Source organism: Xylanibacter brevis P6B11 (assembly GCF_000621825.1).
GTDB classification, from domain to species: domain Bacteria; phylum Bacteroidota; class Bacteroidia; order Bacteroidales; family Bacteroidaceae; genus Prevotella; species Prevotella brevis.
In genome coordinates, this window is the sequence record NZ_JHXG01000006.1 from 208,633 (window position 1) to 225,066 (window position 16,434).

The 16,434-nt window shown below is 48.1% G+C and carries 8 protein-coding genes and 1 pseudogene; 1 reads left to right on the forward strand and 8 read right to left on the reverse strand.

Annotated features, from left to right (window positions below; translation table 11 throughout):
- Positions 1-52: 52 nt before the first annotated feature.
- The 8 genes and pseudogenes from T496_RS0102415 to T496_RS13265 form a co-directional block, all read right to left on the reverse strand.
- Positions 53-1,717 (reverse strand): hypothetical protein, encoded by a 1,665-nt coding sequence (locus tag T496_RS0102415; protein WP_027449336.1) that lies wholly within the window; start codon positions 1,715-1,717, stop codon positions 53-55.
- Positions 1,718-1,766: 49 nt separating this feature from the next.
- Complete coding sequence (locus T496_RS15280; protein ID WP_262499082.1) at positions 1,767-1,898, reverse strand: hypothetical protein; 132 nt, start codon at positions 1,896-1,898, stop codon at positions 1,767-1,769.
- A gap of 459 nt (positions 1,899-2,357) precedes the next feature.
- Positions 2,358-2,468 (reverse strand): smalltalk protein, encoded by a 111-nt coding sequence (locus T496_RS14830; RefSeq protein ID WP_155808606.1) that lies wholly within the window; start codon positions 2,466-2,468, stop codon positions 2,358-2,360.
- Positions 2,469-3,336: 868 nt separating this feature from the next.
- On the reverse strand, positions 3,337-4,797 hold the full coding sequence (locus T496_RS0102435) for an AAA family ATPase (RefSeq protein WP_027449338.1): 1,461 nt from the start codon (positions 4,795-4,797) through the stop codon (positions 3,337-3,339).
- 608 nt (positions 4,798-5,405) lie between these two features.
- Positions 5,406-5,651: pseudogene (locus T496_RS14335) on the reverse strand (glycoside hydrolase domain-containing protein); the annotation flags it as partial.
- 1 nt (position 5,652) lies between these two features.
- Entirely contained in the window at positions 5,653-7,881 is a 2,229-nt protein-coding gene (locus T496_RS13260; RefSeq protein WP_155808608.1) for an alpha-galactosidase, read from the reverse strand.
- A complete protein-coding gene (locus T496_RS0102450; RefSeq protein WP_027449339.1) occupies positions 7,878-9,854 on the reverse strand; it encodes an alpha-galactosidase in 1,977 nt (658 codons plus the stop codon). The genes T496_RS13260 and T496_RS0102450 overlap by 4 nt, the downstream gene beginning before the upstream one ends.
- Before the next feature lie 99 nt (positions 9,855-9,953).
- A complete protein-coding gene (locus tag T496_RS13265; protein WP_044110476.1) occupies positions 9,954-13,928 on the reverse strand; it encodes a two-component regulator propeller domain-containing protein in 3,975 nt (1,324 codons plus the stop codon).
- Positions 13,929-14,139: 211 nt separating this feature from the next.
- Here T496_RS13265 and T496_RS0102460 point away from each other — a divergent pair, with 211 nt between their 5' ends.
- Positions 14,140-16,308, forward strand: coding sequence for an alpha-galactosidase (locus T496_RS0102460; protein WP_027449340.1), 2,169 nt, complete (start codon positions 14,140-14,142; stop codon positions 16,306-16,308).
- Positions 16,309-16,434 lie beyond the last annotated feature (126 nt).

Consider the following 16,434-nt stretch of genomic DNA (forward strand, 5'->3'; position numbering starts at 1 on the left):
ATCTCAGGGACAGGTCAACTGAGGACCGTCCCCGTGACCAACCATGATCCCGCTACTGCACCGGGCGAACGAGGCGCACAGAATGGCCGTTGTAACGGTCGGTGTAGTCGTCTTCGATAAAGTCGGACGAACTGAAGTACACATAGTTAGCATAGTCAGCGTTTTCATCGCCGTAGGCCGAAGAAGACCAGTAGTAGCCGCGGTCGCCGGCATCGTTCCCCCCGTCCCAATCGCGGTAGCCAGCAGCTGGCAGGAACACTGCACCGTTTTTCTCCATCAGGGCCCAGTTTTCTGCAGTGTATAAGTTGGCATCCCAATCTATGGTGGAGCCTACAAAAGCATTTGAACCGTTGTTCTTTTTTGGATCGACAAACGCATCAGGAAGAATAATGATGCCGTGTACGTCATTGACAGTAGCAAAACCATACTTGTCTGCAGCATCACTGCGATTATTGAACAAATAACGCCACTCATCTTTAGACAGTGTGCACCAACCTGAGCCCATAGTTGCGCCCCAGTCGCTCTTCAGAATTTCGTCGATGCCATTGCCGTAGCCGTCTTCGCTATTGAGGGTGGTTGAGGAAGTTATACCATACTGAGCTACACCAGTAAAGTTACTTGATTCACCTACCCAGCCGAAGAGGTCAACGGTGGTTGAAGAACCGCTGTAATCTGATACATACGGAGAAGCGTCAGTAACCTTGGTATTTCCTTCAGCATTGCCGATATAATCCCACTGGTTTGCTGCGAAGGCCCAAGTCCATGCAGAGCCATCGTAGGTGGCCTGCAGGTTGCCCTTCGAGAAATACACCTTCTTTGTAGCGCTCACGCTGAACTGGCCGATAAGGGCACCGGGAATAGCGTTCCTCGCGATGTTGTAAATCTTGCCGGCGGCGAACGTTGTGCTGCTGGGAAGGGTTAAATTACTACTACCCACGGTCAGGTTGTTTTCCGTATCTTTTATATTTGCACCAACGGGTACGCCTACGGCAAATGTGGCAACGCCCGAAGCATTGGGAGTCACGCTTCCTGTTACAGTATAATGTAATCCATCGCGTATCTGTAATGACACGTCCTTAGCACCAGCCGCCAAGCCGGAGATGGTGAAGTTGAGGATGGCATTTTCGGGGTTCAGGGCAAAGCCACTGCTGTAAGTAGATGCTTGCTCAAGACTTAATTGCTCTACGCCTGTTGCCTTTGCAGTCTCTGAGGCAACAAAAGCATTCGAAAAAGAAACTGTTAGTCTATCGTCATAAGCTATATCTGTAGTATTTTTGTTGTCAATAGATAAAAAGCCCGTGCTCTCGTAGTTATAAGGCAGCAGGGTGGCGGTGAGATTATCTTCTGCAGAAGCAGCTGTGAAAAGCGCGTCGTATGTGCTGTAAGTATTATCTTGGGCATAGATGGTGCCGCTGAATGTTCCTTCAGACACATAATCCAGCGCGCCGGCAAAAGATTTAGAGCCAGTTGCATATTTACCATACACAAACAGCTTGTCGTCTGCGCTGAAGTTAAGCTTACTGCCATCAAACGTGGCGCGGGTGCCGGCGTCATCGCCCTGACGGGTTACGTTCACTGTCACAGGAAGGGCGTAGCCTTTCTTGGCGGTCGGTTCGTTGTTGACTAAATCGTCCTCGCTGCTGCAAGCGGTGGTCAGCAGCATGGCGGGCATCAGCATGGCTGCGGCCAGGGCCTTGAAGATATTCTTTTTCTGCATTGTTCTTCTTCTTTTTTAATTGTTAATACTCGGATTGCGGCGGGAGCCATCAGATGTCCTCCTCCTCCCACTCTCCTTTCATTGTGGCCTGCACATGTCCGCTCGTCATGAGCATGCCGGTGTGTTGCAACTTGACGACCTTCATCGTCGGTTTCTCGTAAAGTCTCTTTTTTGTTGTCATATACTATCGTTTATTAGTTAACAAATTATCTTATCTGAATACGTCGTAAAATCCGTTGCACAGATTTAGCGTACAAAGTTAATACTTCTGCCGTTAATTTCAAAAAAAAAAAACAAAGAAAAGTTAAAAAGGCGACGATTGGTCTATTCCTGCCATGAGAACATGCACAGTTTGAGAATCACAAGGGACAGGCACTTTGATTTCTCGGATGAGTGATGTCGTTCACCTGCTGCCTTGCCGACTTGCAGAGCAATAGGAACATCACAGGGCTGTGGCAAGGCTCCCATTCGTTCAATTCGTTCCATTCGTGGGCGTCCTAACTCATCGCGTATGTCGGTTTAAACGAAACGAAGAGAGCCCTGCAAGCACATTGCCCGCAGGACTCTTCACCCACTTCGGTTCAAGGTTGGATAGCGAGTTGAAAACAACCCTTCACCATGAACCCTTCACCATGAACCATCAAATCGGTCCGTGTCCCATGCAGCTGGTGGTTCCCAGCGCCGTCAGGAAGGCTGTGAGTGCGGCTACTGCTACCTTCACCACAAGCTCAATAATACGATTCTTCTTCATAATCTTAGATAGTTGACAATTGATAGTTGACAATTGATAGTTGACAATTTGTCAGTTGCACCACCGACGAAGACCCCGTTCATGAGGTCATGAGGGGGTGTTATGACGAGTCTCAAGGTCTTTTTTCGCAGAATTCCGACAGTATTTCACGCTTTTCATACAAGGTAAACGAGTTCATTTCACGCGTTCCAGCAGCGAAAAACGACCCATTTTATCTAAAAATCACTGAAAATCTTGAAAAAGTAAGCCTAAAACCCACCATTACGGTTAACGATGAATGGGGTGGCAAGATGGTACTCACTCACATTCTTTCGATTTGTGCGAGTGTCAAGAACTAAAGAAGCGTTGCAATTACGCTCCTTAATGACGGGAAGAGATTTTGTTAATTTCATGACTGAAATGTTTTTAATGAATTAAACATGTTTGTTCTCACGCTTGCAACCATTTCAGTACATGTACATATACAAAAACAGCTGCGTTTGACCAATGCCGAAACAATAATCAAAAGCAGCTGTGCAATCTTGGCATCTTCTGTCGCTGTATGGGAACCGGGCTTATGCTAATCGGTCTCACCCCCTGAAGAGCCTCTTATGTGGAGTTGAATAGAGTATCTTCCGACTAATACTTCCTCCGCACTATGATTCATCGGAATGTATTTATACCAGTTCACGTTCTGGCGAGCGGACTCACTTTCCTGTCAAGACAAGAAGAGCAACATTACGTTCATGGTCTGCTCTAGATGCTAATGCAATGCAAAGGTACTCTATTTATTTCAATTATTCCTGTCTATCCGCATAAAAGTGAGTGCCTTTGAGTATCTTTAACTATCATACTTGGGTAGAGTATGAAAATCATACTCGGAGACAATTTACACTTTTCTGAATAGATCATCTGCTGTTATCTGTTTATTTACCTTCCTTGCGTACATATTGTTATGAAGTCCGAAAGGTGTTACATAAACTATTGAAAAAGACTTCTTGGTGGATGTGACCTTCCTAAATGTACGGAGCCTTTGCTCAACGTGGCTGGCATAAGCTTTTGTTATCTCGTATTCTCCGCTTGAATATTTCATTTCACACACGCTTACAGTCTTATCATTCCTGTCAATAAGTAAGTCTATCTGACCACCAGTTTTCATGTCTTCGTCTGCGTTAACATCATTAAGCACTGCTTCCGATGGACGGTAAGCCCATGAACATGGCGAATAGAATGTTCCACTTATGCCTAAAGCGTTTACGATTTGTTCGATGTGATGCAGGCACACCGTTTCAAAAGAATAGCCAGACCATGCTGCATATTCAGGTGTACCTATCTTCTGGAGCCAATAGTTCTTTCCAACATTACTTTTATCTTTCATAAAGTGAAGATAGAAGAGAGAGAATTGGTCTGTGAGCTGAAACATTTTGTTCTTCTTCTCTTTGCCAAACGGGTAATATGAGCGTATGAATTCACATGTTTCCAATTCTTTGAGCAACGTAGTGAAATTTCCATTATTAAGTACTTTAGTCTTGTTGATTAGCTCCAAACGCGTCATTCCTTTCCTAGCACTGCTAAGTGCATTTATAACAGCAATATGGTTCTCTGCCTTTTTGAATAGCGAGTTATAGAGCCTATTAAACTCATCAGTCAGTTCTCCCCCGTTAGTAAAACACAAGCTATTGATATTCTCAGCCACGCTTTTGTCTTTGTCAAACAATGATAAATAGTAGGCCACACCACCAACAGCCATATAGCAGTCTATCATTTCAGGACGCTCATAGTTGAAACCTCTACTTTGGAAATATTGCTCCATCTCTTCAAGACAGAATGGGGATATCAGCATTTTGTGAGTTACACGGTTATGTAGCCCTCCTCTGGAGTTTATCAGTTTATTCAGCATCCATGAGGTGGCAGAACCACAAACTATTAGTTTTATGTCCTTACGATAGTATGCCCAGTTGTTCCAAAAATGTTCCAATGCCCCAAGAAATCTGGATTTCTGTGTGTCAAGCCATGGCAGTTCGTCAATGAAGATGATTTTTGCGCCTTCTTCTTGCTTCTCTATATTTTTAGAGAGCATGCGAAATGCTTCTGTCCAATTCTTAGGCACACGATTGTCGTCAAAGAAATCCGACAGTGCATATGAAAAATTCAGCAACTGCTCTCCAAGACGAGCATTTTCCTTACCAGTCATTCTGAAGCAGAATTGACCCTCCAACAGTTCTTTGATAAGAAATGTCTTACCAACGCGCCGTCTACCATAGACAGCAATAAACTCTGACTGTTCCGAAGAAAGATATTTCTTCAGTTCTGTTATCTCTTTTTCACGGCCTACAATTGAATTTTCCATCTTATAGCATTTATATTTTGGCGCAAAGTTAATAAAAATATTAGATTATGCCAAATAATAATGCTATATTTTGGCGCAATCTATGCAAAATATTGGGATTATGCCAAGATATAGTACTATCTATTGTGTCAAGACTAATATACCATTTGGTAATTTAGCTTTCTTTCGTTTGGTCATTTGGCAGAGTTTTGTTCGGTGATTTGGGACAAATTCATTCGGTCATTTGAAACCTCCAGATTGTAGTCTGTTGCTTTTAACCATCTATTATGCCCCAAAATCTGCGTAAACAATGCGTAAACAAACTATTTCAGTTAGGGGTATTTTGTGAGTTTCAGTGAAAATCATAAAAATGTAACTCGTTGGATATCAGTATAGTTACAAATTATAGACTATCACGGAATATCATTATATTGGTCTCATAATCTGGAGGTCCCAGGTTCAAGCCCTGGCTGGTCCACACTAAAAATCAAGGAGTTACGCAAATCGCGCAACTCCTTTTTTCATGTCTGCGCAAACAATGCGTAAACATTCAGGTTCTGTTAGGGGTATTTTGGAGAGTCAATAAGCTACATATAGACATCCAACCGACCGCCATTGACGATGTCATCATGTTGCAGCACATACCAAGACCACTGCCAGGCATTCCCCTCGGTATAAGGATAACCTCCATTAGCCCCGTATCGTAGTGGGTCGAAAGGTGTGAGCCAACTCCCATCAGAAGTCTTTGCCTGAAAGAATCCATTAGAAGGATTGAAGAGATGACGATAGTTCTGACTACGCTTCATGAAGCGTTGAGAAATGCTATCCTGTCCCAAGACCAGATTGCAATGGCAAAGCCTGCAATGATCTTCGATTTCATTTGACTATATATTTTTTTCCTTCTCTAATATAAATACCACGTTTCAAAGCAACTGACATCCTGCGACCCTGTAGGTCGAAGACAACGGCAGGCCCTGTATATTGTTCTTTTCCTGCACTCACAATGCCCAATGCGGCATTCTTCTCAATACGATAGATACGAGCATCACAGGCCGGCACCCGATATTGAAAACCGGTAGAGCCTTGGTCTATCATCTCACCCATCCACAGTTCTTTGATCTCCTTGATGCTGGCTGCATCGATGCCCAAGTCGGCAAAGGGCAGCGAGCCAGACAATGGCATGAGCATTTGATAGTTGAACACAGCCACATAGACATATCTGTCGTTCTCGTAAGTCATCAGCGATTCTGCCCCCACGCTTGAAGACGCATTGCCATAGACAGGCCTGAACGACCCACAGGTGCGCGGTATCTCGTTGACGTCTTCGTTGGTCAGGAACATCAGGGCGCGCTGCTGAGAGATGTTGCTATAGTTCTCCCCCACCTTTCCGCTGCCATTATGCAGCACAACGTTCGGACTGAAATTGTCGCCAGTCAGGAATGCGCCCACCACAGCACCACTGGTGATTCGCGCACGGTTAGCCCCCTCGCTCTGAACACCACCTGCCTCTTGGCGCATGGCCATCACCATGTGGTCGGGATCGTTGGCCACGTAGAGCTGGTTCAGCCACCATCCATAGCTGGCATTGTTCATCACGTACTTCGTGTGGTCCATGGCTCCCCATGCATCGCACGAAATTCGTCGGCCGTGTGTGTAGTGATAGGGAAATATAGGTGCGATGCTCAGGTCCAGATACATATCGCCAGCATAACGCATCAGGCAGGCCATGCCCTCGTTGTAGGCCTGAATGCCCGTATGACAGTCCTTGTTATACCAACTATCAGCCTCGATAGCACCATTCGACATAAAGTCACATTTCAGGTATTCTATGCCCCACGACTTAAACTTCTGCATTTCGCTCAGCATGAACTGTTTGGTGCCTACATGCGTTGGGTCGAGACAATAGGCGCCGTCAACCACCTTATAACGCCCATGCACCTTCAGCGCAATGTCACGGAAGCGGTATTTATTGCTGGTTCCAGGCACATAGCTCTGCAAGTCACCAAATCGACAGAACGAACCATAATAAAGACCTGGAATCATATTGTTTTCCTTACAATAGCTCACAAAGCTTTTCACCTGCTGCACAGAGAGGTTATCGTTCCACCACGCATCCAGACTCAGCACCACACGTCCTTCGCGATCATGAAAGCCATGCTCCACCAGGTTATCGCGGATAAAGTTGCCACAATCCATCACCCCTTGATAGGAGATGTCGGTTGACTGCACGCCCCACGAGCTCCAACCATAGGGAGCACCAGCAGCCCATTCGCGCTTGGGGGCTATAAGCGTACAAGCCTGTCCAAAGGTCTCCATACCAGTGCGCCAGTCGTCAAACCATCCCATCATAAAACGTGCGGAGCGCACCGTATCTGCTACCACAGCGCCATGAGGCATCACCATCTGTTCGCTCTGTATGGAGTCGTGTGAATGCTCGTCCGTATAACCCGAGATGAGCGCCAGTTCATCTACTTTGTCATAGTCAGAGGCTGTCACACGAACAGCACTTTTCCACAGGTCATGATCAAGTGCACCACAAATCAATCCGCCACGGGTGTCCGTATTATAAATGGCTGTCACAGCATAAGAGTTCACAGTGCTTCGCAATGTGTTTGAGGCATAGCGTATGAAGCCATCATTGTCCCAAGGCACAAACAGCATGCGGTTCTTCTTGCCCGCTGGCATCACACTGCTGGTGGTGGTGCTTTTCAGCGGCAGCACATAGTTGCTGCTCATCGTAGAACCATTGGTCATAGACAGTTGAGCCACCATATAAGGATGCGAATCATAGCATGACAACGTTTGAATCAGCACCATGCCATCATCCATTCGGTAGGTAATACACAACTGCCGACCACTGCCAAAAACATCCGAGACATCGTTCTGCTCTACACTGACAGAGGAGGCATTGAACGAGTAATAGGTGTTGTCGCCCTGCCTGGCCTCAGCATAGGCATCCGCCATCAACTGGCGTCCACGATAGTCTATATTCAATCGTTGGGTTGTTTCGTCAAAACGGATGGTCCAGCCATTACTGATGAAATCGGCCGACAGTCCTTTCGCCGAAATGATTAAAGCGAAAAGCAATAAAAACAATTGTCTCATACGGCCTTGATTCTGAACACTTTCACATCCTTGCTGGGAATAGTCTGCACATCGTCTATTCCTATTTTCTTATGACTCCACAACTCCTCTACCGTGTAGGTTTTGTCACCATCAAGTGGTATCAGTTGCTTGTCGAAACGGAAGACACTCGGTTGGTCGGTGTAGTTAAACACCGCCAGATGTATCGTGCCATCAGGTTCTGTGCGGACGAACACATGCTCTGAGCGCTCGTCATTACCCAGCAGCGGACGGAAAGAGCGCCCCGTGGCCAGTCGGTTGATATCGGGATTCGTCAGGTAAAGACGTGCACGGGCAATAGCCATACTATCGGCCGAGAAGTCATCGCCAGTAATATAGAGTCCTGTAATCACGCTGGAAGTGATGCGAGCACGGTTCTCGCCCTCGGTAGCATCGCGCAACACCACATGGTCGGCATCGTTATATTGATAAACGCCATCAATCCACCATCCATACGACAGGGCGTTCATGGTGTATTCCGTGTCCTTGATTTTATTCCAGGCATCGCAAGCTATACGACGGCTTTGAGCATACTGGGCAGGGAAGATGGGCGAAATACTGAGGTTGAGGTACATATCAGAGAAGATGCTATCCAACAGATGCATACCGTAATTATAGGCCTGTGTACCCGTGGTCACATCCAAACGATACCACGCATCGGCCTCCATGCGGCCATGAGTCATGAAGTCCATCTTGACGTACTTATAGCCACAGCGGCGAAACAAGTCGTGCGTTTGTTCCATCATGGTCTTCACGGCCGGATGCGTCGGATCAATGGCATAGGCACCATCCAAGTCCTGCGGTTGGCCATCGGCATACAAATAAAGATCCTTATACTTATATTGTTCTACACCCGGTACTTCGCGTTCAGGGTTCTTACCCCAGTCCGTAAAGGGTGTCCAATAGATGCATGGCACCTGATGGTTCTTGACGCAGCGGTCGGCAAAATCCTTAAGCTCCTCTTCAGAGAAGTTGTTCCAGCCAGAGTCCAGTCCGGTGTAGAGCAGACCATCGCTATTGGCAAACGACCGGTTCTGCAACTCCTGTGCAAAGAAATCAGAGATGCGGGTAGAGTTGTTATGATTAACCTTGAAAGCCAAGGCTCCCCATGAGTTCCAGCCTACAGGCATGGCTTTCTCCCATTGACGTGGCGGAGTGACGATCGCATTGGCCTGAGCGAAGCGTTCCAACCCCATACGCCAATCATCATACAGCCCAATCATCATGCGCGCAGAAGTCACCTGCTGTCCTTTGACACTACCATGAGACAACTTGTCGCGCGTCAATTGGTCGGCCACACCACTATATGCCCGCAACTGCAGGGCAGAACTATTCAGTTCAATCGCATTCTTCCACACGTCATGGTCTATGGCACCGATAACCAGTCCATGTCTGCTTTGCGGATTGTACAAAGCCGTCACCTCATAGGAACGAAGCATGGCGGTGTCTGGCAGCTGATGCGAAGAGAAACGCACCCAGGCATCGTTGTCGAAAGGCACAAACAGCGCCCGCTGATGCTGTCCGAAGAGCGCTGCATTGGCATGCTCCATCACGATAGGCGCAATATAGTTAGAACAAACACCTTTGTCGGCCGACACGCAGACATCCGTCAAAATGAAATCTTCATAGACATAGAAGTGCTGAGTCAGCGTGGGAAGAAGCTGGCTGGTATATGTGATAGTCCAAAGCTTTCCCTCTCCGAATTGATCCATGATGTGCTTGACCGAGAACGACGGTTCCTTATACGCTTGTGTGCTGATGACCGTTTCGTCCTCAAGGCGGTACTCAGCAGTCATGTTCGTGGCAATTTTTTCTTGTCCGCGCTGAATGTTAATACCATTTTGGTATGACAACGACCACTTACCCTGGGTCACACTCCTTGTTTCGCTGCATCCAGTTGTCAAAGAGCACAGCAACATGAGGAGGAAAAGATAATACTGATGTTTCTTGTTCATAATTACTAACAGACTGTTTTGATTCTGCATGCAAAGTTACGCAAAACAAAACAGTCTGTAGATTGATATTTTTGCCATTATATAGAAGATATGTTGCAATCAGTCCTTTTTCATGGCAAATTCCTTTGGTGTCATACCAAATTGCTTCTGGAACAACTTGATGAAGTAGCTGGGAGAACTGATGCCCACCATCTCGCACACCTCATTGGAACGGTAGCCCTTCTCGCGAATAAGTTCGGCAGCCTTCTTCAGACGGATCAGACGGATGAAGTCTATGGGGGTCATATCGCTCACCTCTTTAATCTTGCGGTGCAGACTGCTGCGACTCATACACATCTCGGCAGCCAACTGCTCCACGTTGAACTCAGGCTGACGAATGTTCTTCGTAATCTTCTCGGTGATCTGACTGATGAACTGTTCCTCGACCTTAGAGATGCCACCCGACTGCACTGGCAGGTAAGGGCGCTTCACAAAGCTTTCGCGCTCACGCTGTCTATTCTGCAAGAGCGTGTCTATCTGTGTCAGCAGATGAGCAAAGGAGAATGGCTTTTCAATATAGGCATCAGCACCTGCTCGTAGGCCCTCCAACCTATTGTCAAGCGTCTGTCGGGCTGTGAGCATGACCACCGGTATATGACTGGTTTCCATATCTTCTTTCAACTGTCGGCACATCTCGAGGCCATCCATCTCTGGCATCATGATATCGCTCACCACCAGATCGACATGTTCACGGTGGGCCTTGGCCAGTCCCTGCACACCATTCTGTGCTTTCACAATCTGATAGTGGGCAGACAAGCCGTCAACGATGAGCTGCATCACCTCTTCATTGTCTTCTACCACCAGCACCGTATGCTCGTGGTGAATGCTGCCCACCGATGGCAAGGCGTCGTCAACAATATTATCCAGGTCGGCACTGGCGGTTGCGCTGGCCATCTCTGCAGGACCTTGCATCTCGATGACATGCTGCTGCTTCAGCGGCAGCGTGAGCACAAAGTCATTGTATTCCGAACGTGTATTGACGGTCAGCGTGCCACCATGCATCTCGGCCAGCGAGCGCGCCATAGCCAATCCCAAACCAGAGCCCGACTGCACATGTGTGTTATCCAACTGGGTGAAGGGCTTGAAGATGTATTCTGCCTTGTCGTCGGGAATCTTGGCACCGTCATTCATCACGTGCAGCTGTAGTTGGTCTGCCTCGGTACGCACGCTGACCTGGATAAACGACTCGCTGTATTTGCGCGCGTTGTTCAACAAATTACTGATGATCTTTGTCATGGCTTCGCTATCGGCCTGCAGCACAATGTCTTCTGTCTCTATGTCAAGACTGATGGTCTTGTTCATGCGACTGATGGCTGGTTCGAAGCGTTCCACGATGCTCGTCAACATGTCATTGAGGTTGATATTGACAAACGAGAGGTTCACGCTGTTTGACTCAACCTTTCGGAAGTCAAGCAACTGGTTGATGAGGTTCAACAGGCGCTTGGTGTTCTTGCCTATGGCCTTGATGTCTTTCTGCAATACAGGACTATCGACCTGCTGTTCGTTCATATTCTCAACCGAACCGTTGATCAAAGTCAGCGGTGTACGTATTTCATGCGTGATGTCGGTGAAGAAATTAATCTTTGACTGAAGCAGTTCCTTGTCTTTCTCCTCCATGAAACGTGCCTGCCGTTCTTTCTCCTTCTGACGCTGTCGCTGCTGTATGAAACGGAACACGCCATAGGCAACGGCGCTCAACAGCAACAAATAGAGCATTTTCATCAGAGGCGACAGCCACCAAGGGTGTGCCACCACGATTTGCAATTCAGTGATTTCATCGCCACCTGCCGGTCGCACCCGGAACGTATAGGTGCCGGGCTGAAGCCGCGAAAAGCTGATGTCCTCATCGTTGTTGCGCACCAATATCCAATTGTCGTCAACACCACTGAGCTGATACTCATAACTGTCGCCTTCCACGCCACGGTAGTTGAGCGATGATACGCTGAGCGAAAAGCTGGAGAAATCATGTGGCAGATAGATTTTCTTGGCCTCAATAATATTCGTCTCAAGGATATCGCTCTCGCCAGGCAGGATGTCCATGCGGTCCACACGAAGATTTGTGATGAGCACCTTTCCCTGCTGGTCTTTTCCTGCCAGCATCGGATTAAAGGCCACGATGCCCTGCGTACCGCCAAAATACATGGTTCCATCGGCACCGACCACAGCCGACTTATAGTTGTACTGGTTGCCTGGTAATCCGCTGCTGTTAGGGTAAACCAATGTGATCTGGTCGGCCAGACTGCCACACACCAACCCGTGATTCGTACCAAACCACAGACGGTGGAGCTTATCTTCCAGCACCTTGTAGGTGACATCGTCAGGAAGTCCGTCGGCACGGCTCCACGACTTCCACCTCTGGGTGTCGGGATGATAAGCACAGAGACCGCCTCTGTCGGTAGCAAACCAAAGCCGGCCTTCGTGGTCTATACTGATACTCGACACATCGTTGGAACTGATGCTGCCGGTATTAGACAGGTACTGCTGAGTACGGCCAGAACGAACATCATACCTGAACACGCCACTACCGATGGTGGCCACCCAGATATGCCCTTGATGATCCTGCACGATGTCCTGCACGAAGATGTCTGGGATGGCCGTCACCTTGTTGAATCGCATGTCGTGACTGCGAATATAGACGCCCTTGGCCGTGCCAAGCCACACGTTGGCATCGCGATCTTTGAACAGCGCATACACAGAGCCCTCGCCTTGCAGTCCCAGTTGTTCGGGCGAGTAGTGCGTGATTTTATGGGTGTTCACACTGATGATGTCGAGTCCGTTCTTAAACAGACCAGACCACACCTCGCCACCATCGACCATCAAGGCCAAACGGTTGGTGCCGCCCTTATACTGTGGCGTGGGCAGTTTCTCGAACTCCTGCAGGTCAGGATGAAACACATTGATATGTCCCTCCTCCATGGATATCCAGATATCGCCTTTGCTATCACACTGCATCTCGCGGATATGCTTATTGCTCAGTGCACCGGGAAGACCAGTGGGGATATAGCTATAGAAATGAATACCGCGTGGAGGCATATAGTTTACGCCACTCTGCATGGTGCCGATCCACAGTCCACCATCGCGGTCGCGATAGAGTGTGTATAGCATATTGTCGCTGAGCGTATTGGGAATAATACCACCCTCACGAATATGTTGCTCGCTATGCTGCTGTTCGTTGATGATATAAAGTCCATCCTGCGTGGCCACATAGATATTTCCTTGATAGTAGTCTATGGCACGTATCACCTTATAGTGCACGTTGGAAGCCTCAACAATCCGCAACTCATTGGTCCGCGGATTAAACTTCTTCAGTTGGCCTTCATGCTCGCCAATGAGCATCCAGTCATCATAATTTACCACCTTATAGATGTCCTGTCCCAGCAAGCCTTCGGCAAACTGTTTCATGCGCCCCGTGGGTTGATCCAGGAGAAACAAACCCTGGCCTGCCGTTGCTATCCACACTTCTCCATCGGGCCTGATGCACAGGCTCTGTGGGTCATAGGTTGCATCGTCCGACTGGCGTCTGGTGGAATAGCGCGTCAGACTGTTCTGCTGCACATCATAACGGAAGACGCCCTCCAAGGGTGAGACAATCCAGATATGTCCATTCTTGTCTTGCTTGATTTCCGAGATCCAGTTGCGTATCTGAATATGATCCTGTGATGCCACATCGAAAGAGGAGAACGTTTCCACGTCGGGGTTGAATACAAACACGCCTTTATCAGTACCCACCCACAGCTGTCCTTTGTCATCCTCCATGAGTGCAGAGATATTGTGGTTGCCTCGTTGTGCGACGTGATCCGTCACATCATAATGCTTCAGCTGTCTGCCATCGTAGCGGTCCAGTCCGTTCTTCGTTCCCAACCACACAAGTCCCCAGCGGTCTTGCACGATGCTTTTCACATAGTTTTCCGAAAGGCCGTTACGGTTATCCAGATGGGTGAAATAGTAAACCAGGTTGGCATCGATAGCCCAACAGTCCTGACTTCCAAGAATGGTGGCTAACGAAATGCCAAGTATCAATAGAATTTTTTTCATAGGTGCAATAATATTTATTTGGATGCAAAAATAATAATAAATACTGAGATACGCACGCGCTTTACGATATAAAAATTGATACGGATGTAGCAAAATAGAACACGTTTGTTTCAGCGGCTGCGTTTCTCCTCAAAAGTACCATTCTTAGATACATATCGTTGCAGAGATAACAACCAAGTTCACTAATTTTGCAGCACAAAACCGCAAAAACATGAAACGATTGATTATCCTTGCAATGCTGCTTACTGCGATGGGCACCTATGCAGAAAAGACCAACATCAACATCGCAACACAAAACACGCAGCTGACACTCCAGGTCAAGGACGACGGACGCTTGTACCAGACATACCTGGGAGCACGCCTGTCTGACCACACACCACTTGCCACGCTCGACATGCCTCGCATGGCCGGCGCCAGTAGCATCGTCACCCATGGAAACGAAGTCTATCCCGTCATGGGCACCGAAGACTTCTACGAGCCTGCATTTGAAATAAGACATGCTGACGGCAATCCTACCAGCGTACTGAAATACGTATCGCATACGCAAAAGGGCAACGAGACCATCATCACGCTGCGCGATGAGCTCTATCCCGTCACGGTGGCACTCCACTATGAGGTCTTCCCCGATGAGGACATCATCAAGCAATGGAGCGAGATAAGTCACCAGGAAAAGGGAAAGGTGTATATCTCGCGCTATGCTTCCAGCATGCTATACTTTGAGGCTGACCGCTACTTTCTGACAGAATTCACGAGCGAGTGGATTCGAGAAATGCAAATGAAGACACAGGAATTGTTTTTTGGTAAAAAGATTGTTGATACAAGACTTGGCACACGCGCTGCCCTATTTGCCCAACCATTCTTTGAGGTTGGCCTAGGGCGCCCTGTAGCCGAGGAAGAAGGAACCGTGCTGATGGGAACCATTGGCTGGACTGGCAATTTCCGCTTCACATTCGAGGTGGACCACCAGCGCCAACTGAGAGTCATCAGCGGTATCAACCCTGACGCTTCTACCTATCTGCTGAAAAAGAATGAGGTCTTCCGCACGCCCGATTTCTACTTCACACTGTCGCAAAACGGTGCCGGAGAAGGTAGCCGCCGATTCCAGCGATGGGCCATCAAACACCAGCTCAACAAGGGCGAAGACGACCGCATGACACTGTTGAACAACTGGGAAAACACCTATTTCGATTTTGACGAAAAGAAACTGACGTCCCTGTTTGAAGAGGCTAAAGACCTGGGCGTGGATCTGTTCTTGCTCGACGACGGCTGGTTTGGCAATAAGTACCCACGCAAAGACGACCACGCAGGACTGGGCGACTGGCAGGCCACAACAGCCAAACTGCCCAACGGCATACCATACCTCGTCAAGAAAGCAAATGAAACGGGCATTGCCTTTGGCATATGGATAGAACCAGAGATGGTGAACCCAAAGAGTGAACTGGCCGAGAAGCATCCCGACTGGATGCTGAAACTGCCCAACAGAGATACTTATTATTTCCGCAACCAGCTGGTGCTCGACCTTGCTAATCCTCGTGTTCAAGACTTTGTCTATAGTGTGGTGGACAACCTCATGAAAGAAAACCCACAACTCAAGTTCATGAAGTGGGACTGCAACTCGCCTATCACCAATATCTACTCTACCTATGAGAAAGAGCATCAAGGCAATCTCTATATCGACTACGTACGCGGCCTCTACAACGTTCTTCAGCGTGTTCATGCCAACTACCCAGATCTTTACATGATGATGTGCTCTGGCGGTGGCGCGCGCTCAGACTTCGAAGGCTTGAAATATTTCACCGAGTTCTGGTGTTCTGACAACACAGATCCAGTGTCACGTCTCTATATCCAGTGGGGCTATTCGCAGTTTATTCCGTCAAAGGCCATGTGCTCGCACGTCACCAACTGGAACAGACAGGCTAGCGTAAAATTCCGTCTTGACGTGGACTTCACCTGCAAGCTGGGATTCGACATCGGACTGGCAGACATGTCTGAGCAGGACAAGCAATACTGCAGGGAAGCCATCCAGGAGTATAACAGGCTGAAGCCTATTATCTATTCTCCCAACCTCTATCGTCTGATGTCGCCTTATGACGGCGAGCACTGTGTGCTGCAGCGCGTGAACGACGACCGCTCACATGCCTTGCTCTTTGCCTACGACATCCATCCGCGTGTCACCGACTACCAACTGCCCGTGTGCCTGCGAGGTCTCGACGCAGAAGCGCAATATCGCGTTCGCGAGATCTGCCTGATGCCCGGTCAACAGAGCTGGCTGGACTGTCACGACAAGGTCTATACGGGCGATTACCTGATGAAGGTGGGCCTGAGAGTGACATCGGGCAACGCGCTGGTGAGCCATATCATTGAGATCATAAAAGAATAGTAATAACTCATATTTAAGCAAAAAGCGTTTTAGGTTTTTAATGAAAGCTGCTGCATACGCGATGTATGTAGCAGTCTTTTTCTCTGTATGATGACACCTGCGAAAAAGGCTAAAAGAACATCGCCA